The sequence below is a fragment of the Fischerella sp. JS2 genome, from assembly GCF_032393985.1.
Classification (GTDB): Bacteria; Cyanobacteriota; Cyanobacteriia; order Cyanobacteriales; family Nostocaceae; genus Fischerella.
Genome location: NZ_CP135918.1, coordinates 4,719,416 through 4,737,301, shown reverse-complemented (window position 1 = coordinate 4,737,301; position 17,886 = coordinate 4,719,416). Strand labels below are relative to the sequence as shown.

At 39.2% G+C, this 17,886-nt stretch carries 21 protein-coding genes; 14 read left to right on the top strand and 7 right to left on the bottom strand.

Annotation, left to right across the window (positions count from 1 at the left end):
* Position 1 precedes the first annotated feature (1 nt).
* Positions 2-229 (bottom strand): helix-turn-helix transcriptional regulator, encoded by a 228-nt coding sequence (locus RS893_RS20095; RefSeq protein WP_315787289.1) that lies wholly within the window; start codon positions 227-229, stop codon positions 2-4.
* Positions 230-422: 193 nt separating this feature from the next.
* Between RS893_RS20095 and RS893_RS20090 the strand changes: the two genes are divergently transcribed.
* Complete coding sequence (locus tag RS893_RS20090) at positions 423-623, top strand: hypothetical protein (RefSeq protein WP_315787287.1); 201 nt, start codon at positions 423-425, stop codon at positions 621-623.
* A gap of 82 nt (positions 624-705) precedes the next feature.
* Here RS893_RS20090 and RS893_RS20085 read toward each other — a convergent pair whose 3' ends face one another.
* Positions 706-1,665, bottom strand: coding sequence for a stage II sporulation protein M (locus RS893_RS20085; protein WP_315787285.1), 960 nt, complete (start codon positions 1,663-1,665; stop codon positions 706-708).
* A 78-nt stretch (positions 1,666-1,743) separates the two neighbouring features.
* Here RS893_RS20085 and RS893_RS20080 point away from each other — a divergent pair, with 78 nt between their 5' ends.
* Both RS893_RS20080 and RS893_RS20075 read left to right on the top strand, forming a co-directional pair.
* Entirely contained in the window at positions 1,744-2,595 is an 852-nt protein-coding gene (locus tag RS893_RS20080; RefSeq protein ID WP_315787284.1) for a DUF975 domain-containing protein, read from the top strand.
* Between the two features lie 20 nt (positions 2,596-2,615).
* Positions 2,616-3,404, top strand: a complete 789-nt coding sequence (locus RS893_RS20075) for an RDD family protein (protein WP_315787282.1) — start codon at positions 2,616-2,618, stop codon at positions 3,402-3,404.
* Between the two features lie 162 nt (positions 3,405-3,566).
* Here RS893_RS20075 and RS893_RS20070 read toward each other — a convergent pair whose 3' ends face one another.
* Entirely contained in the window at positions 3,567-4,364 is a 798-nt protein-coding gene (locus RS893_RS20070; protein ID WP_315787280.1) for a DUF1868 domain-containing protein, read from the bottom strand.
* Between the two features lie 158 nt (positions 4,365-4,522).
* On the opposite strand from RS893_RS20070, the gene holA reads away from it, so the two are divergent.
* Complete coding sequence (gene holA / locus RS893_RS20065) at positions 4,523-5,512, top strand: DNA polymerase III subunit delta (RefSeq protein WP_315787279.1); 990 nt, start codon at positions 4,523-4,525, stop codon at positions 5,510-5,512.
* Between the two features lie 111 nt (positions 5,513-5,623).
* On the top strand, positions 5,624-6,100 hold the full coding sequence (locus RS893_RS20060; RefSeq protein ID WP_315787277.1) for a DUF4168 domain-containing protein: 477 nt from the start codon (positions 5,624-5,626) through the stop codon (positions 6,098-6,100).
* A gap of 33 nt (positions 6,101-6,133) precedes the next feature.
* On the opposite strand, the gene RS893_RS20055 is transcribed toward RS893_RS20060, so the two are convergent.
* On the bottom strand, positions 6,134-6,745 hold the full coding sequence (locus RS893_RS20055) for a LuxR C-terminal-related transcriptional regulator (protein ID WP_315787275.1): 612 nt from the start codon (positions 6,743-6,745) through the stop codon (positions 6,134-6,136).
* Between the two features lie 698 nt (positions 6,746-7,443).
* Here RS893_RS20055 and RS893_RS20050 point away from each other — a divergent pair.
* The gene (locus tag RS893_RS20050; RefSeq protein ID WP_315792048.1) at positions 7,444-7,803 is read left to right on the top strand and encodes a DUF6464 family protein; all 360 of its coding nucleotides are present in this window, start codon (positions 7,444-7,446) and stop codon (positions 7,801-7,803) included.
* Positions 7,804-7,898: 95 nt separating this feature from the next.
* On the opposite strand, the gene fmt is transcribed toward RS893_RS20050, so the two are convergent.
* Positions 7,899-8,906: a methionyl-tRNA formyltransferase gene (gene fmt / locus RS893_RS20045; protein WP_315787273.1), complete on the bottom strand. Its 1,008-nt coding sequence runs from the start codon at positions 8,904-8,906 to the stop codon at positions 7,899-7,901.
* 1,007 nt (positions 8,907-9,913) lie between these two features.
* On the opposite strand from fmt, the gene RS893_RS20040 reads away from it, so the two are divergent.
* From RS893_RS20040 to RS893_RS20010, 7 genes are all read left to right on the top strand, one after another.
* Positions 9,914-11,152, top strand: a complete 1,239-nt coding sequence (locus tag RS893_RS20040; RefSeq protein WP_315792047.1) for a hypothetical protein — start codon at positions 9,914-9,916, stop codon at positions 11,150-11,152.
* A 158-nt stretch (positions 11,153-11,310) separates the two neighbouring features.
* Positions 11,311-11,556 carry a regulatory protein SipA gene (sipA, locus tag RS893_RS20035; RefSeq protein WP_315792046.1) on the top strand — a complete coding sequence of 82 codons (246 nt, stop codon included), beginning with the start codon at positions 11,311-11,313 and terminating at the stop codon, positions 11,554-11,556.
* A 38-nt stretch (positions 11,557-11,594) separates the two neighbouring features.
* Complete coding sequence (locus tag RS893_RS20030) at positions 11,595-12,152, top strand: peroxiredoxin (protein WP_315787271.1); 558 nt, start codon at positions 11,595-11,597, stop codon at positions 12,150-12,152.
* 215 nt (positions 12,153-12,367) lie between these two features.
* Positions 12,368-12,856, top strand: coding sequence for a hypothetical protein (locus tag RS893_RS20025; RefSeq protein WP_315787270.1), 489 nt, complete (start codon positions 12,368-12,370; stop codon positions 12,854-12,856).
* 310 nt (positions 12,857-13,166) lie between these two features.
* Positions 13,167-13,361, top strand: a complete 195-nt coding sequence (locus RS893_RS20020; RefSeq protein WP_315787268.1) for a DUF2949 domain-containing protein — start codon at positions 13,167-13,169, stop codon at positions 13,359-13,361.
* Positions 13,362-13,887: 526 nt separating this feature from the next.
* A complete protein-coding gene (locus tag RS893_RS20015) occupies positions 13,888-14,124 on the top strand; it encodes an Asr1405/Asl0597 family protein (RefSeq protein WP_315792045.1) in 237 nt (78 codons plus the stop codon).
* Positions 14,125-14,189: 65 nt separating this feature from the next.
* A complete protein-coding gene (locus RS893_RS20010) occupies positions 14,190-14,840 on the top strand; it encodes a (2Fe-2S) ferredoxin domain-containing protein (RefSeq protein WP_315792044.1) in 651 nt (216 codons plus the stop codon).
* Between the two features lie 237 nt (positions 14,841-15,077).
* On the opposite strand, the gene RS893_RS20005 is transcribed toward RS893_RS20010, so the two are convergent.
* Both RS893_RS20005 and RS893_RS20000 read right to left on the bottom strand, forming a co-directional pair.
* Positions 15,078-15,899: an SDR family oxidoreductase gene (locus tag RS893_RS20005; RefSeq protein ID WP_315787266.1), complete on the bottom strand. Its 822-nt coding sequence runs from the start codon at positions 15,897-15,899 to the stop codon at positions 15,078-15,080.
* A gap of 118 nt (positions 15,900-16,017) precedes the next feature.
* Positions 16,018-16,365, bottom strand: coding sequence for a translation initiation factor (locus RS893_RS20000; protein ID WP_315787265.1), 348 nt, complete (start codon positions 16,363-16,365; stop codon positions 16,018-16,020).
* 257 nt (positions 16,366-16,622) lie between these two features.
* Between RS893_RS20000 and trpB the strand changes: the two genes are divergently transcribed.
* Complete coding sequence (trpB, locus tag RS893_RS19995) at positions 16,623-17,858, top strand: tryptophan synthase subunit beta (protein ID WP_315787264.1); 1,236 nt, start codon at positions 16,623-16,625, stop codon at positions 17,856-17,858.
* The last annotated feature ends 28 nt before the right edge of the window (positions 17,859-17,886 follow it).

Below are 17,886 nucleotides of genomic sequence, written 5' to 3'. Positions count from 1 at the left end.
CTTAAAATCCCACGCCAAAATCAACCCCCAAAGCCTCTTCTATCTTGCGGAGGTTCTCAATTGAGAGCGCTCCTTTGAGAGTTTCCTTTTCGATGTCGTACCAGTAAGTACGTGACACACCAACCTCATCGCATATCTGTTCGAGAGACTTCTTGGAATCTAGTCGAGCTTGCTTGATGCGATCGCCCAATCCCTCAATATCAATTTCTTTGACTTGTCTTATTCGCATGATCGCACTTATTACACAACCACATTAAACTTATATATCTAATATACACCAAAAATTTTTAGCTTGCTAACTAAAAATTTTTAGTGTATAATAAAAAATATAGAGAAGGCGCTTCCGAGCTCACAATCTCAAGCGCCTCTCTATTTCAAAACCATTATTTAGAACAATTGTTTTGATTATTCAAATTGTAGCAATGACACAACCCATTTTTTGCCAAACACCTAACAGAGGCTTTGTAAATTTAGCTTACGTTCGCAAAGTTTGCTTTCGGAAAATACATCTTCATATGGCTTGGCAACTTGCCTGCCTCATCGTTTGGAGTAATGGCGACAAGGAAACTTTTTTTGGAAAAGATGCTCAAGCTATAGCCCAAACACTTAAAAAAATGAAATAAAATAACATTCATTGCGGGGGGTTTCCTCCGCAATTAAAGGACTTGAACCATTAAGACCCCACCCAATTACCAATTACCAATCCTATATTTCTTTTTTCTTACGGTTGGAATACCATACCAAAAACACAAATAACCCGATCCCAACCAGATATTTTAATGGTAATGGTACACGGGGGTTAGGAGAGAAAAAACCCTCAATTGTACCAGCAATAATTAACATTGGCACTATTCCAAATACTAGCTGCACTGCTAGAGAACCGTAGAATTTTAATGCATCAGCACGGCGATACTTACCAGGAAATAAAAGCGCTTTGCCAATTAAAAAGCCTGCACCACCAGCAAAAAAAATAGCAGGTAATTCTAAAGAACCGTGGGGAAATACAAATGCCCAAAAAGGATAGGCAAGATTGTTTTGTCCTACCAGAGTACCAACAGCACCAATTAATAAACCATTAAATAATATTAAAAATGCTGTATAAGCTCCAGCTGTGATCCCACCAGCAACAGCACCAAAGGACACCGATAAATTATTAATCATAATATTGCTAGATGCCAAAGGTTCAATCCCAACAATTGATCCCATCCATAACTCATGCTTATCCCGCACTTGAATAATCATGCTTTCAGGCACTATTAAGGACATAAAGCTTGGATCTTGCCAAGCATACCACCAAGCAACTAGCGCGCCCAACAAAAATAAGCCAGTGGCAAAGGCAATATACAGCAATGTCTGCTGTATTACAGATGGCAAACCCCAACTGTAAAATTGCAGTACTGCTTGCCACTCTTGACGACGGGAACTTTGGTAAATTTGCGTGTAGGCGCGTGTGGTTAATAATTGTAAATTCTGTATCAGCATATTACCGACTTGCTGGGTGCGGGCGCGGGCTAAATCTGCTGATACAGAACGATATAAACTTGCTAGTTCCCTGATTTGTGAAGCTGGCAGTGATTTTAGCCCTTTTTTTTCTGCGTGTTTTAATAAAGTTTCTAGACGCAGCCAATTTGCTTCTCGCCTGGCAATCCATCGTTGAATATTCATAAATTTTAGGAACACTAGCTTGTACTTAGCTTAAGATAGCCTCAATTCAACACAGTAGATTATAAATAGGAGCAGTGTATGTCTTATAATTTGGGTTCTCCTAGTCCCATAGAACCACTAAGTCTCGGTAATGTCATTACTGCGGGAATACGGATATATCGATCCCACCTAAAAGATTATTTTTTGTTAGCTTTAAAAGCTTATGTGTGGTTACTTGTTCCAGTTTATGGCTGGGCAAAATTTTATGCCCTCTCTGCATTGATCTCTCGTTTGACTTTTGCTGAATTAGTCAACCAACCCGAAAGTATTTCCTCAGGGCAGCGTTTCGTCAATTCTAGAATATGGCAATTTTTAATTAACATGCTACTCATGTTACTTTTGGGTACGGGAATTGTTATTGGTGTTGTAGTTGTATTTGCTATTTTTGGTGTTTTATCAGCAGTATTGCTTGGGGGATTCAATCAACAAGCTAATATTGGCGTATACCTGATTTTGGGTTTGCTTGCTTTTATAGTTGGCATTTTGGCCCTTATAGCAGTGTTGTGGATAACTACACGGTTTTATTTAGTGGAGGTTCCTCTAGCAATTGAAGATAATGTTGATGGAACGTCAACAATTGGTCGGAGTTGGGAATTAACGAAGAGTTACGTATGGCGAATTATTTTGATTTCTTTTGTTGCTTTTTTGATTACGCTACCAATTCAAATTGTCGTTCAGATTATTAGTACTATTGTGCAATTAATTTTTACACCTTTACTAGAACAAAACTCTGGTTTTGGACTTCTGTTTGCTGTGATTATCTTGGCTTTAAGTTTTGCTAGCGGTGCGGTAATTTTACCATTTTGGCAAGCTATCAAAGCAGTAATATACTACGACCTGAGGAGCCGCAGAGAAGGTTTAGGTTTGAAGTTACGCGATTACGAAATCTAAAAAAATTAGCTTTAAATACAATGCATATTTTTAATCGTGTTAAATACCAAACACCAGAAAGTGTAGAACTTGAATTTGTTCTAGCTGGGATTGGTAGTCGTGCTTGGGCTTTAGTGATTGACTATCATATCTTGGCTTTAATTTTAGTTGTTTTTCTAGTTGCTTGGGTAGCAATTTCTTTTCAGATCATCGATTGGTTAAGCAATATTATCGGGTCTGAAAATATAGGTATTTGGTTTTTGGCGATCGCTATTTTAGTTAATTATTTTGTTTACACAGGATATTTTGTTTTTTTTGAAACTCTTTGGCATGGTCAAACCCCTGGCAAACGTATTGCTAAAATTCGTGTCATTAAGGACAATGGTCAACCAATAGGATTGCAGCAAGCAGCTCTGCGTGCTTTATTACGACCTATTGACGATACCTTATTTTTAGGAGCTTTTTTTATTCTTTTCGGTCGCCGTGAAAAACGTTTAGGTGATTGGGTAGCTGGTACAGTTGTGATTCAAGCACAAACAAGATCTATATCTACATTGACGATTTCGGAACAAGCTAAACCCATCTCTGAACAGTTATTGCAAACAGCCGATATCTCAGCAATGTTACCTGATGATTTTGCTGTGATTCGTGAATATTTGCTTAGACGTAGTGGTATGGCGGCAAAAGCTAGAAGTTCAGTGGCTCTGCAATTAGCGAAACAGGTAAAAGCGATTATTGACTTAGAAAAAGTACCAGAAAATGTCAGTCCTGATCTATTTTTAGAAGCAATTTATCTAAGTTATCAACAAAATTCAAATTTTGGTCAATAGTCATTTGTTATTTGTTATTAGTCATTAGTCATTTATCAATTGATTACGACTAAAAATTAACCAATCATCACTAAGTCATCACTAAATACTAAACAATTACTACTAGCTACTAACCATCGACCAATGACCAATGACTAATGACCAATGACCATTGACCATTGACTAACTAAAATTTAGGGCTGGCCAATCTGCTTGGCGGTAATAATAGGTCATATCATCAAATTTCCGTAATTCCGCACGGTGGATCAGAAACTCTGGTGTGTTCAATAACCATTGTTGATTCAACTGTGACAATAGAGTAGCCAGGCGATCGCGATCTAAATTTGGTGAAATTTCCCCAAAATAACCTAAGGTAACGTGGGCAGTAAAATGATACTGTTGTTCGATACCTAAAGTCATAATGTTAGGATTTTGGTAAATTGCCCGGCGAAAGTTAACAATTTCTTCGTAAGAGTTTTGATCTTGCGGTACTAGACAAACAGCCACAGCTCTTGTCATTACCATCAGTCCTAGCATTTGCCAACGAATAGGATGAACAACACGTCGTGTCAAAGATTGTTGATATTGCTGAAAAATTTCAGCAAAGCAAGAACGTAACTGTTGTTCGTATTCAGGATTTTTTTCACAAGCATCACAAAAAGCACTATCCCAAATTAAATCTGCCAAAGTTACATGGAAGCTAGCAGGCGGTACGGGTACAATCAGATCACTAGCAACAGGTAACTGCAAAAGTTCCTGTTGATAACTCTGTAACTGAGTATAAAAATTAGAGTTTTGTGTCTCTTCTTGCTGGGTTGGAGTAATAACTGTATAACCCGGAAAAGACACAGCCTGTCTTTCCCCGTTGTGTATAGGCTGAAATTTGGAAGATTCCAGGATATGCTGGACTTGAGTTCCAAAGGCTTCTGGCAGCGTCATCCGTGCTACCCGGTTGAGGTAGGTTTGATAATTGTCGTCCACTTTTCATATCCTCGCACTCTGTCCTTGATTTTAATTTGTTAGTGGTAGTAGTTAGTAGTTGGTTGTTGGTGGTTAGAAATCAGTTAACAGTTAACAGTTAACAGTGAGTAATAGAATTTGATCACTGATCACTGATAACTGAAACAGGAGGTTTCACTATGCCAATTTATGTTTACTGGGGTGAGGACGATTTTGCGATCGAAAAAGCAGTTGCAATTTTACGCGATCGCGTCCTTGACTCTGGGTGGGCAAGTTTTAACTACACTACCCTTTCCCCAGATCAAGCTGATGCTGCGATCACTGGGTTGAATCAAGTGATGACACCACCCTTTGGTGCTGGTAGTCGCTTGGTATGGCTTGTCAACACTACTATTTGTCAACATTGTCCAGACAATGTGTTATCAGAACTAGCACGAACTTTACCAGTAATTCCCGAAGATGCATTTTTATTGCTGACTAGCCGTAATAAGCCTGATGAACGGCTCAAATCTACAAAACTTTTAAAACAATTCGCTGCTGAGTTTCAGGAATTTTCGTTAATTCCGCCTTGGAAAACAGAACTCTTAGTACAATCTGTTCAGACTACTGCCCAAGCTGTAGGTGTAAAATTAACTGCTAAAGCTATAGAAATTTTGGCAGAGGCTGTAGGCAACGATACACGACTACTGTACAATGAGTTAGAGAAAATACAGCTTTATGCTGGTGACAGTAACAAACCACAAGATATAGATGTTGTTACTCAGCTAGTTAGAAATACGAATCAGAATAGCTTGCAATTAGCAGCAGCGATGAAGGTGGGAGATACAGCCAAGGCTTTAGCTATATTGGCAAATCTCATGAATGCTTGTGAACCCTCTTTACGGATCGTTGCTACACTGATTGGTCAATTTCGTACTTGGTTATGGGTAAAGCTGATGGTGGAAAGTGGTGAACGCAATCCTCAAGCGATCGCCCAAGCTGCTGAGATAAGCAACCCCAAGCGTATCTACTTTTTACAGCAAGAAGTTAAATCGCTTTGTGTACAGCAACTTATTGACTGTTTACCCCTACTACTAGAGTTAGAAGTTAATCTCAAACAAGGAGCAGCAGAAATGTTAATTCTCCAAACAAAAATTATAGAAATTTGTCAAGTATGTCAAAGAAGCTAAAAAAAAATATGAATATTGCCTAAACTCAGTATTTTCTTGGAACTTCTTTCTCCTAAAATTATTCATTCTAATTAACATAATTCTATATTGTAGTTGTTTTGAACACAGCAAATGAACAGATTGTCTCAACCATTCTGCCGCTCTAACGCGACTAGAATGCTTTCTAAAATAACGTTTTTTCGCTTTTTGACTATAGCTAGCTTTGTCTCTAGTATTTTAGTCTTTAGCTCAACAGCTAATGCTCAAAGTCCTCAACTCAACAATACAGACATAGTGAACTATTCTCGAGTTTTATTACGAATTGAGCCAGAGCGACAGCAAGCATTTGACAAAATCAAGAAAATTATTGGAGATAGAGAAATTCCTAAGATTGTTTGTAACGAACCCAATAGCTTTAAATCTCTACCATCCGAAGCTAGAGATGTGGCGGTAAACTACTGCAATCGCTCTCAGCAAATTGTCGAATCTAATGGTCTTAGCATTGATAAATTTAACAATATTACTCTCCAGTTACAAAATAATGAAGACTTAAAAAGACAAATTTATAATACTTTAATCCGTCTGCAAAAAGTACCTAATAATCAATAAGAGATATTTACTGAGATATAACCCTCCTGTATCCTACACCCCAGCTGTAGGAAACTGACTTTCTAAGAATATTTGTCGCTTGGCATGAATATTCTTCATATGTTTTTTCACAGTATTGATACTTATGTAAAGATGCTCTGCAATTTCTTTATAACTATAATTAGCTCTATACAGACTCCAAATATCAGCTTCTCGTTGTGTGAGATTATATTGTGTAACTTCTGCATTAACTAGGTTTCTAATTGATTCGTATCGATTCTCGATGGTAACTAAAAAGCAATAATGTTTGAATTTTGTTAAATTAAGTAATTTTACACGAACTCGAAATAATTTTAACTTATCAAGTGAAATTTCATCAGATAAGATGAATAATTTATCAGGAAAAAGATTATGACTTACAAGTAATAACTCACAAATTTGCCAAATAGCTTGTGGTAATTTGTGCTGATGATATTTATCTTGACTAAGTTGATTAAAAATATGATGTGCCGATGCATTAGCGTAAATAAGTTCACCTGTTTCACTTATAATTAGTAAACCATCTTGTAAGCTTTCTATAACTTCTTTTAAAAAATCAGCTTGCTGCCAGTAATGACATTTAAAATTATCTTTTAGATGGAGTGATATGTTTGCGAGAGTAATCATAGTAATTTGATGATTATTTTTAAAATTTTTATATTTGAATTGATTAGAATAAAGACACAAAACTAACTTATAGTCACACCGAAGCGCAACCATAAACAAGAATATGTATTGCAAAGATGGAAGTTTATTTAAATTGACATAGTTTAAATACAAATGTTTTATTGATTATTTCGGATATAGTTTTTAAGCATGTTTACTATTTGCATCAAAAAATATAACAAAAGTAGTAAATATGCTGTTGAGACTTTGTTTTTAATTTTATATTTACTAAGTATTTACTTTGAAGACATCGTAAAAATAGCTACAAGTTTTCAACTAAGTTATAATTTTTAGCTAGTATTAAGTAACACCTTAATAGCTAGATTTACAATAGTTTAGAAAGGCAGAAGGAAAAAATAAACTTTCATTGCTTTTTTGTGAACTCTATTCCTGGGAGTCTTGCATATACCTAATATGTCGCTAGAGAATAAAATCTCTGGCTAATACTCAACCATATAAGTTTTGAGGGATTGCCAAGATTCAGTTCTCCAACTTTGTTAAAAAAAGTCGGGGAACTGACCAACCTAATCAATGCAAATAACAATTACATTATTTTTCACAATTTTTTAGAGAATCGTTAACTATAACATAAACTCGGTATGCTCTCACCAGTTAGTGCGTTACCATCCTAAATAATGTAAATGACATTACAAGAGCTTATGGAGCCAGATACTTTACCAACCGAGGTAATTCTGACACATCCGCGTCAGTCCCTCGGTAGTGTGAAACTTGATTGGACACCGCAACCAGGAAATTATCTTGAGCTAGAAGGAAAAACCTATGCTGTTTTAGAACGTCGTCACCGTTATCAGCTAAAGTCGGGGCGCTACCGTTTACATAAAATAGCTTTGTATGTACAATCTGCCAAACGTCCAGAAGAAAAAAGCTGGTTAGATGGACGTTGGATCATCGGTAATCCCAGCTGTCGCTACAATGCTCGTTCAGAAATTATTCGCTGTGCAGTTAATCCAGAAGGTCCATGCGAATCTTGCCGTTACTATAAAAAGGATGAAGGATGAAGGATGAAGTGTGAAGTATGAAGTATTAGTATTTATCCTTATGCCTTCTGCCTTCTGCCTTCGACCCTCTGCCTTCTGCCTTCGACCCTCTGCCTTTATTCATTAATATTTTCAAATACTTCTGCTACTGTTAAACGCATCCCATTAACAAAATCCCATCCTGACTGGGGACGTTTCCCAGCTAGCTGGACTTCTCGTAAAATTAACAAACCATCTCCTGTCTGTGCGATCGCTCCTATTCCCTTGGCAATACTTACTACTTCCCCAGGTCTACCTGACACCGTTGACCAGTTAGATTCTTTTTGAAAATATTCCTGAATTTCCGATGGTAGTTCGTGCAAATAAGTAGAGTCAAGGGGAGCGGTTGCAGTAATTTTTATTGGTTGGTTGCGAAAGCTAGTAATACAGTTGGGGTAAAAACCTCTAATTTGATTGTGTAGTTGTATGGCGCTTTTTGACCAATCCAATTGGTAATCTTCCTTTTTAATCAAAGGTGCATAAGTAGCTTCAGAATTATCCTGAGGAATTGGCTTAATTTCCCTACGTTCTAAACCGATCAAAGTTTCTACTAATAAATCCGCGCCTATTGTCGCTAATTTTTCTGCCAAATCTTGAGCATTATCTAATAAGTTTATTGGTGTAGTTGCTTTCAATAGCATTGCGCCAGTATCCATACCCGCATCCATCAACATAGTTGTGATACCTGTTTGTTTTTCCCCGTTATACAAACACCACTGAATTGGAGCTGCACCCCGGTACTTAGGTAAAATCGAGCCATGTACATTCACACAACCTAATTTGGGCATATCCAAAATTTCTTGAGAGAGAATTTGCCCATAAGCAATCACCACAAATACATCTGCACCTACCTCCTGAAGCAAAGAGAGCGTTTCAGTATCTTTTTTGACTCGTTGTGGTTGCCATACAGGCAAATTATGAGTGGTCGCAACAGTTTTTATAGGCGAAGGTGTTAATTGATTTCCTCTTCCTCGACGCTTATCTGGCTGGGAAACAACTGCCAATACTTCAAATTCTGGATGATTCAACAATTTTTCCAGAGTAGGAACTGCAAATTGAGGAGTACCAAAAAATACAACTTTCATAGTTTGTCAATGGTCAATGGTCAATGGTCAATAGTCAATGGTTATTCTCTGTGAGATCTGGTCAATCATCTCCCTTTTCCCCCTTCGCCCCCTAATCCCCTCCAGGGAACCCCGAGTTCCCCCCTGTCTCCCCACACTTTCCACCTCTCCACCCTCTCCTGTGAAAGAATATTTGGTAGGTTTTTCTAGTAGAGTTATAATAAACTGGTTAAGTAATCAAATAAGCCAGTATTAACTGTATCTATTACAACCAAGTCCAACTCTTTGGCTTTGTCTAGCGACAAGTCAGCCAGCGTCTACTATAATCGATATAATTTTTATAAATGTTTCCCAGAAGCCAGCTGCTTTTGCTAAGCTTCTGTGTTAGGGTTGTGTTGCCAAAATCACTGCAAGCATAAAAACTTATCTTCTTGCAGTTATTCTCATATAAATTACTTTTGGCTAGACTTTAATTCTTATCATTTGGATTTGTTTTCAATGATACTTTTGCTAAGTTCCTTTAGCAAGGCTGCACTATCTCCCCTTGTCTGGAAATGTTGGTGTAGCAGTAACAAAATAGACAGGCTATATCTACCAATTTCACCTACGCATCTTTCAGATCTCTAGTAGTTAATATCACATACTAAGTTAATAACTAATCTAGGATGATGCTTAGGTATTAATTTCAATGACATTTAGCATTGACAAGAATTTTGTCAGGTAATGACAAGTGTCAGTTTTTCATCGATTTAGCGTCATGCTAGTAGATTTTGCTAGCAAAGGTTGGCTGATAACTTTTTGTAATAACTCATACACAAGACTTTGTAAAATTATGGCAAATTTTAGTGATTTATTTCGTGAATACAGTTAGTTTCCTGTTATACATATAATCAAACTCTGCTTTCTCACTATACTGGCATCTCTTCTCACACAGCACCCGCCCTCTAGAGAGTCAACCAATGCTTAAACATCTTTTGCTGTCGGGATGGTTTCGCGTGCAACCATTCTTCAAGTATGTTGTCGTCGTGATGCTGATTGCCCCCTTGGTAGATGCATCTAGTTACTCTTCCTCAGCGCAATCACAAACAGCTAAAAGTACTTCGATGATGACGGAATTAGCCTCTGTTTCCGCAGGAATAGATGCTAATAACACACTAAATCAAACTCAAGTATCAAAAATAACTAATGTTGACTCTTCGGCAGACAAATACCATTCCCGGCGAATGTCTGTAAATGCTGCTGAACCGCAAATATTAATAGTAGATAAGGTAGAGTCTTGGGTAGTAGAAAATGATTCTCTGTCGGTGATCGAAATACCTGAGAATGACTCATTGGCGGCGGTGGAACTTGCACCAGCCAAGGTGCAAACAGATTTTGTGTCTGGAGGGCTGTCTACTAGTCAACTAAGTTTGGTGGAAAAATTAAAGGCTGCAAAAATACAGTCTTTGGCTGGGGATAAAATTTATATATCGATGGATAAGTCTGCTAACCCATCACCTCAAGCAGCTACGAACGTAGCTCCCCAGTATCAAGAATTACCTGTTGTGGAACAGTCTGAACAGGTACAACAGGAACAGCAAGATCCGATCGCTAGTCCTCATCCAATTCCTTGGAATTGGATCATGACTACCCATGAAACTGTTAGTTCTAAAGAAGGTTCTGGAGTACGCCATTATCGCAGCCTACCTGTAGTTTCCCCTGATGGCAGGTATGCTGTTTACAGTCGTGTACAGCTAGAAATAAAACCAGAACTTTATAACAGCCGTGTCAGTAGCGTTTTGTTTTTAGAAGACAGGCAAAGCCGGAAATTGCGCGTATTATCTTCCACTTCTCGCAATATGGATACTTTAATAAATGCTAAAGTATCCCAAGATGCCAATGGCGAAGGGACTATCGGGGTATTAGTTCCCGTAAGTTGGTCAGAAAAAGGCGATCGCTTCCTAGCACGTAAATTTGAAGCTGTATTTAACACATCTGATGCTACAGATAGGGCAGTAATTTGGGATCGCCAAAGCGATCGCACTAACACCATTTCTCCTGCTTATGATGAGCAAGACCATGAAAAGATTGCTATACTCTTAGGCTGGAGTAAAACCCAACCGAATAACGTTCTATTCCGTACAGGTGAAATGGGCGAAGAAGAATGGCCTGTGTTAGCAGTTGCTAGTGATGGTAGCACTGTCCTAGCAGCAGATGCAGATAAAGCAGTAACTTTTGGTGAAACAGTCAAACAAGTCTGGCCAGGGCCGCAAGTTGCTTATCGGTAAAGTAATTTGAAATACTATTTAAGCTAAAACTGTATTTACTTAGCCTGCGTTTGCAGGCTTTTTTTTATCATTTTGGATTGCAACACACTTTGCGATCGCTCCAAAAATTACGAATCATGAACTATGCTTTTTTTCATAATTCACCATCTTTTTTAACTATGTCCAAAGAATTTAGCATCGGTAGTAAAGTCCGCGTCATTGCCTTACCCCCCTACGTCAAAACTGCTGATCCCATGCCTATGCTGCGTCCGCCCGACGTGATTCATATTGGCGAAGAAGGCGTAGTACTGGATCGCCGTCCTGCTGGATACTGGGGCGTCCGTTTTGCTAAAGGGGCTTTTCTGATGGAAAGCCAATATATCGAAAGTGTAGAAACAACCCAAGCTGAGAATAGCAACGAGTAATTGTAAACTTGTGTTAAGTTGTGATTCTGGTCAGCACAATGACTTCTCGCCGCCATTTTTTAACGATATTATTCGCTAGTTGTTTTGCATTCATCTGTTGGTTAAATTTTGCCCCAGCAGCTAACGCCTTAGGTGGCAAACTTCCCACTATTAACCAACCTGCACCAGAGTTTACTTTACCAACTAACTTGGGCGAAGGTAAACTTTCTCTGTCTGATTATCGTGGTCAGTGGGTAGTTCTTTACTTCTATCCCAAAGACTTCACCCCTGGTTGTACCATAGAGGCTCGTCGGTTTCAACAAGACTTACCTAAATACCTCGAAAAAAATGCACAAGTAATTGGTATTAGTGCTGACGATGTAAATTCTCACGCGGAATTTTGTGATTCACAAGGACTAAAATTTCCTCTGTTGGCAGATACAACAGGCGCAGTCAGCAAAGCTTATGGTTCTTGGATGAGTTTTGTTTCTGTACGCCATACATTTATTATCGATCCCCAAGGCATTCTGCGAGAGACTTTTGTCAAAGTTAATCCAGCTATTCACAGCCAAGAAGTATTAGCCCGGCTAGAGAAATTGCAACAAGCTACCTCATAGCTTAAGTGATTTTTGGTGCGTTAGGACTTCTGTCCATAACGCACGCTACCAGCTACCAGAATAAAAAACTAGCTACAAATCCTAGCGCGACTATATCCTAATGAATTAGCTTTAGACTTATAAGTAAGAATCATTGGTAATTAGTTATTCATTATTAGTTACTAATTGTTACAAATGACTCATGACTCTGTACTTTTGATTCTGGACTAATAACTATGGATTTTAAAAGCGAAGTAAATATTAAAAATAATACACAAAATATAAAATTTACTCAGCCCACTGTCACCCGTAAACCATTGGAATTCCTCAGAGAAACTGAGGCTTTGTTACGGCGGCCGACTGTAGCAAAATTAGCACCATTATTGCCACCAAAGGCAGGGAATAACTTACAAATCGCCTCTTCTGTAGCAGAAGAATCATTACAAGAGTTAGCAGAAATCGACTTGGAAACAATCAGTGATTGGGAACTAAGACCTATCCGAATTCGGATTGGATTAAGTTTTGTTGGGTTTGGAGCGCTGATGACAGTTTTACTGCTACTTTACTTAAATACTCTCTACTCACAATTAAGTCCGATTGAGCAGATAGGGAGATATTGGCATCAGTATGTTTGGTTTGTTTGCTTAGGTGTAACTGGAATGTTTATTCTAGGTCGAGAAGCAATGCGTCCTATTAACAAACCTCAAAAATCGGGTGAAAAATAAATTTGCGTGATCCGAATTTAACCAAGTAGATCAGGTTATGATGGCTGCTTAAATTTGTTTGTGAAACCAGGTTCAAGAATTTCTCTCGAACCATCGCTTTAATACATTATCCTACTGATCACAAGTAGTTTACACGCCTCGCTATTGCTGATATTATTCTTTCAAAGTAAAAACAACTAAAACTGAGAAATCTATAAAGTTAAGTAAAGAACATAGATAGCGGCTCTTGCAAGCTAAGGCAATGCTAGAGCAGGAAGATTGACTTTAGAAACCATAACTTTAACATATTGCCTAAGGATAGGTGGCGAATATGGAACCAGGGAGACTTGCACAATTTCTTAATTTTCTGCAAGAAGATTTAGCAATTCCTACCACTGATCTTCAGTTAGCATTACGGCATCCTGAACAGACCCCAAATTTATTACCAATAATTTTGTGGCAATACGGACTAATAACATTGAACCAGCTGGATTGTATTTTTGACTGGTTACAGGGGAATGTTTGAAGTGAAGCCACAATGAAAGCAAAAAAATCTTGGTATTTTGACCAGTAGTGGCGAATGTCGGAGTTAATACAATTGCAGATATTTTATCGCCTAACCTGCAATACTACAAACAACGATCGCGCCATTGTTGTAGAGATAATGGCGTTTACATCTGCACACTCGCTATAGAAATCAAGCGTGTTAGTAACTAACCTAATTGATGTCTCAGTTTCCGTATTGGGACAAATCTAACGTGATGGAACCCCTCAGCTAGCGATCACACTGTGATTAAATAGCAAAATTTTAGCTTTTGAGTTTTAAATCATTATTTAAATGATTCATACCTCCTATTGCTGATTTTAGCTGCCTATTGCTTCTCATATCTCTAACTTTTGGATATGATTGAGATTTCTTATCAAAAACTAATGAGAAAAGTTTGCACTTAAGGTATGCTAATTTAAGGAGTTCTACTCCCGATAATATCCATGTCAACGGAGTCGAAGCGCAGTATTTACTGCGAGTTTATTGCACTTTGAGGGCGGCAATCTTGAAGTCTTTCAGTTCAGAACTAGAAGCAAAATACGTTGTAGAAGTGAATTGGTCAGACCGTTGGCAGGTCTATCAACGTTTGCGGGAATTAGATATTCCTTGCTGGTGTGAGACTAACCAACCATTGACAGTTCAAATTGACAATGCTTACACAGCTATTCAACTTTGGAGTGTCATGCGGCAATTCACGGCATCTCGGCAAGTATTGATTTGGGCTTTAGAAGTGTGTTGGTAAAAGAATTCCAAATTCAAAATTAAATGCCAACGATTGATTTTACTAGTAAAAAACAGGTCACAATTATGGGTAAATTCCACGAGAGTGAAACAACAGCATTTTGTCTGGAGGCCAGATTTCTCGATTTTGTCATTAAAGATGGTTATAAACTCAAAGGGCTAATACTCGCGACTCCAGAAGGTGAATGTTATGTCAAACTAGCTAAACATTTACGAGTAGCTTTTGATTGGCACTTGCCACGTGGTACTTGGTTGCAAGTTGTGGGTGAGAAAAAATACGATCGCAAAACTGGTGAAGTTAAGCTGAAAGCTGAACGAATTTTGGCAGCCAGAATAGACACGGTGACGCAAAGACAAGATGCGGAGAAAGATGTGGAGAATTTCTCTGTGTATTCCCCTAAGGAAACCAAGCCAAAAGCAGTGAAATCAACTATTTTGGTATGTCAAAAATCTGATTGCATGAAACGTGGTGGCAAAGAGGTGTGCCAAGCTATACAAGCAGCTATGAGCGATCGCGGTTTAGAAGATCAAGTAACTATTAAAGGTACTGGCTGTATGAAGAATTGTAAAGCAGGGCCTAATGTAGTTATGCCCGATAAAACCCGCTATAGTGGCATCAAACCCACACAAGTACCCACGCTTATGGATAAGCATTTTGCTGCCAAACATCAAGACAGTGAAATGACAATAGCGATCGCTAAAAGTACCAATATTTAAAAAGAAAAAATTTAATAAATATATTTTGTTGCGGGTTTGATACTCAACTCTATTTTTTATGCCCTATGTGAGTTGGGTGGAGACACGATGTTCCTCGCGTCTGTGGGAAATTATTTTTTGAAAATCGAACACAGATGTAGACGCGCTCATAGGCTTAAGGCAGGATACACTCATGGAACACAGATAGATCATCCGTGTGTATTAATTATTCTGTTCCCCGTTAAGAGTTAAGAGTTCTCAATCTAACTTGGAGAAAAGCCCGTCCCAATCAATTACAGAAGGTCGCGGCCCAGTGTTGACTATCTCAAAAATTTTTCTTTCACAATGAGAATTGGTGATACATTCTACGCAGGCTGTGGCAACATCGATGCGGCTAGTCTGACCAGTGAGTTTGTCACCTGTTCCTAATACTACGCCAAGCTTACCTTCTGTTTTGGCTTTCAACAAAGTGTTGAGGTCGTATGAAGTATAAGGGCCGTCAATCAGGCGACCTGGGCGGATAATAGTGTAAGGCAAGCCGGAATTAATGATCGCTTCTTCACCCTTTTGTTTGGCATCAAGTACACCAAAGGCATTGAGAATACTATAAGGAAACTTATCTTTGTGTAGAACTCCGCACGAAGATATGTAAACAAATCGCTTCAACCCAGAGGGCGCTGCTTGTACTAAATTGGTGACACCTTGGGCATCAACTTTTTCAGGGCTATTTTTTGCTTTGGCTTTGGCATCTGAGGGATTAAAAAATAGCTTTATCCATGTAACCAAGTTAGGTGTTTCTTCAAAATCCCATTTAGCAGAAGGGAAAGCAGTAGTGCCAGTACAACATATGATGTAACTTACATCCATCATCGCTGCTGGGAGTGTAGCCTCCTCGCGTATATCACCAACAGCAATTTCTACTTTGTCATCAAACATCTTTTGGGCTTTGGCAGTGTTGCGTGTCAGGACGCGAACTTTAAAACCCTTTTCCAACAACTTGCCTACTACCAATTGCCCCACGCCACCAGTCGCGCCAGCAACAAGTACTCTTTCTTCAGTAGATACTCCCTCAGAAGTCATAACCGTACCATTAACTAACTTACTTACTGTTAATCCAGAAAACTCTGCGTTTCTGTGCGTTTACCTTTGCGTCCCTTAGCGTTTCAATTCCAACCCTTACAGAGAATGTCGCAAAAACTCAACCACCACTGATTTTGGCTTTATACCCCAGCTTGGTCAAAATTTCCAGAATTTTCTGCTTGTGTTCGCCTTGAATTTCAATTTCGTTATCTTTAACTGTGCCACCTGTACCGCACTGAGTTTTCAATTGTTTTACTAATGCTTGTAAGGTTTCTGGTTTGGTTTGAAAACCGCTAATTACAGTGACAGTCTTCCCTTTGCGCCCAGCGCGAGTTGCTTGTACCCGCAGATTTTGTTTTTCTGGTGGTAGTTCTTGAGTTGGTCTTTCTAATGCTGGGGAATTGTTGTCACCAAATTCACGGTAGACAAAGCGATCGCTAGATAATTTATCCTTTGGGGAAGCCATAAACTTTAATAATCAGTGAATAGTTATCAGTTATCAAAAACTGACAACTGTATTATTAGTCTTAACTAATCTGTTTTTATCCTAATCCGCTTCAGACTTTTTTATAATGAAGTTCATCTTGTAGTTTAAACTTCAACCCAAGCTACCAGCCCCCAAATTTCATCAGTATCAAGGCACGTGGCGGTGGCGACGCTATTGACACACCTGTGCCTCAGCAATCCCAAATCTCAAATCCAAAATCCAAAATCCAAAATCGAATGACCACTACTCCCATTTTCCCTAATTCCCAAACTCATCAACACCCTGATCCCCAAGGACGCTTTGGTCGCTTCGGTGGTAAATACGTTCCGGAAACACTCATGCCAGCGCTGGCAGAATTAGAAACAGCATACGAACAATATCGCAATCAACCTGCTTTTGTTGCTGAATTACAACAGTTACTCCGCGACTACGTAGGGCGTGTCACTCCTTTGTATTTTGCCGAACGCCTCACCGCCCACTATGCCCGACCAGATGGTACAGGTACGCAAATTTACTTAAAGCGTGAAGATTTAAATCATACAGGCGCTCACAAAATTAATAATGCGATCGGTCAGGTGTTGTTGGCAAAACGCATGGGCAAAAAGCGGATTATCGCCGAAACTGGTGCTGGACAACACGGTGTAGCAACAGCGACAGTATGCGCTCGATTTGGTTTGGAATGTGTAATTTACATGGGCGTTCACGATATGGAACGTCAAGCTTTGAATGTGTTTAGAATGCGGCTGATGGGGGCAGAAGTACGTCCAGTAGCGGCGGGAACAGGTACACTCAAGGATGCCACTTCGGAAGCAATTCGGGATTGGGTAACAAATGTAGAAACAACTCACTATATTTTGGGTTCGGTGGCTGGGCCCCATCCTTACCCAATGATGGTACGGGATTTTCATACAGTGATTGGGCAAGAAACCCGCGCTCAAGCAATGGAAAAATGGGGAGGCTTACCTGATATTCTTATAGCTTGTGTCGGTGGTGGTTCTAATGCGATGGGACTTTTTCACGAGTTTGTGAATGAACCATCTGTGCGGTTAATTGGGGTGGAAGCTGCTGGCGAAGGTGTAGATACAGACAAACACGCCGCTACCTTGACAAAAGGACGAGTTGGTGTATTGCACGGGGCAATGAGTTATCTGCTACAAGATAACGATGGACAGGTGATTGAAGCCCATTCGATTAGTGCTGGTTTAGACTATCCAGGTGTTGGGCCAGAACATAGTTATTTAAAAGATTCTAGACGTGCTGAGTATTACAGTGTCACCGATGCGGAAGCTTTAGCAGCATTCCAGAGACTTTCGCGCTTAGAGGGAATTATACCTGCACTAGAAACCGCCCATGCGATCGCCTATCTCGAAACTCTGTGTCCCCAACTTAGCGGTAGCCCCCGAATTGTGATTAACTGTTCTGGACGTGGCGACAAAGATGTGCAGACAGTAGCAAAGTTCCTCGATCAGTGAACTGACGACTGATAACTGATAACTGACA

Excerpts from the sequence above, each read along its gene's own strand:
- RS893_RS20095 (WP_315787289.1), bottom strand. The coding sequence starts at position 229 with ATGCGAATAAGACAAGTCAAAGAAATTGATATTGAGGGATTGGGCGAT.
- RS893_RS20090 (WP_315787287.1), top strand. The coding sequence starts at position 423 with ATGACACAACCCATTTTTTGCCAAACACCTAACAGAGGCTTTGTAAAT.
- RS893_RS20085 (WP_315787285.1), bottom strand. The coding sequence starts at position 1,665 with ATGAATATTCAACGATGGATTGCCAGGCGAGAAGCAAATTGGCTGCGT.
- RS893_RS20080 (WP_315787284.1), top strand. The coding sequence starts at position 1,744 with ATGTCTTATAATTTGGGTTCTCCTAGTCCCATAGAACCACTAAGTCTC.
- RS893_RS20075 (WP_315787282.1), top strand. The coding sequence starts at position 2,616 with ATGCATATTTTTAATCGTGTTAAATACCAAACACCAGAAAGTGTAGAA.
- holA (WP_315787279.1), top strand. The coding sequence starts at position 4,523 with ATGCCAATTTATGTTTACTGGGGTGAGGACGATTTTGCGATCGAAAAA.
- RS893_RS20060 (WP_315787277.1), top strand. The coding sequence starts at position 5,624 with ATGAACAGATTGTCTCAACCATTCTGCCGCTCTAACGCGACTAGAATG.
- RS893_RS20055 (WP_315787275.1), bottom strand. The coding sequence starts at position 6,745 with ATGATTACTCTCGCAAACATATCACTCCATCTAAAAGATAATTTTAAA.
- RS893_RS20050 (WP_315792048.1), top strand. The coding sequence starts at position 7,444 with ATGGAGCCAGATACTTTACCAACCGAGGTAATTCTGACACATCCGCGT.
- fmt (WP_315787273.1), bottom strand. The coding sequence starts at position 8,906 with ATGAAAGTTGTATTTTTTGGTACTCCTCAATTTGCAGTTCCTACTCTG.
- RS893_RS20040 (WP_315792047.1), top strand. The coding sequence starts at position 9,914 with ATGCTGATTGCCCCCTTGGTAGATGCATCTAGTTACTCTTCCTCAGCG.
- sipA (WP_315792046.1), top strand. The coding sequence starts at position 11,311 with ATGTCCAAAGAATTTAGCATCGGTAGTAAAGTCCGCGTCATTGCCTTA.
- RS893_RS20030 (WP_315787271.1), top strand. The coding sequence starts at position 11,595 with ATGACTTCTCGCCGCCATTTTTTAACGATATTATTCGCTAGTTGTTTT.
- RS893_RS20025 (WP_315787270.1), top strand. The coding sequence starts at position 12,368 with ATGGATTTTAAAAGCGAAGTAAATATTAAAAATAATACACAAAATATA.
- RS893_RS20020 (WP_315787268.1), top strand. The coding sequence starts at position 13,167 with ATGGAACCAGGGAGACTTGCACAATTTCTTAATTTTCTGCAAGAAGAT.
- RS893_RS20010 (WP_315792044.1), top strand. The coding sequence starts at position 14,190 with ATGGGTAAATTCCACGAGAGTGAAACAACAGCATTTTGTCTGGAGGCC.
- RS893_RS20005 (WP_315787266.1), bottom strand. The coding sequence starts at position 15,899 with ATGACTTCTGAGGGAGTATCTACTGAAGAAAGAGTACTTGTTGCTGGC.
- RS893_RS20000 (WP_315787265.1), bottom strand. The coding sequence starts at position 16,365 with ATGGCTTCCCCAAAGGATAAATTATCTAGCGATCGCTTTGTCTACCGT.
- trpB (WP_315787264.1), top strand. The coding sequence starts at position 16,623 with ATGACCACTACTCCCATTTTCCCTAATTCCCAAACTCATCAACACCCT.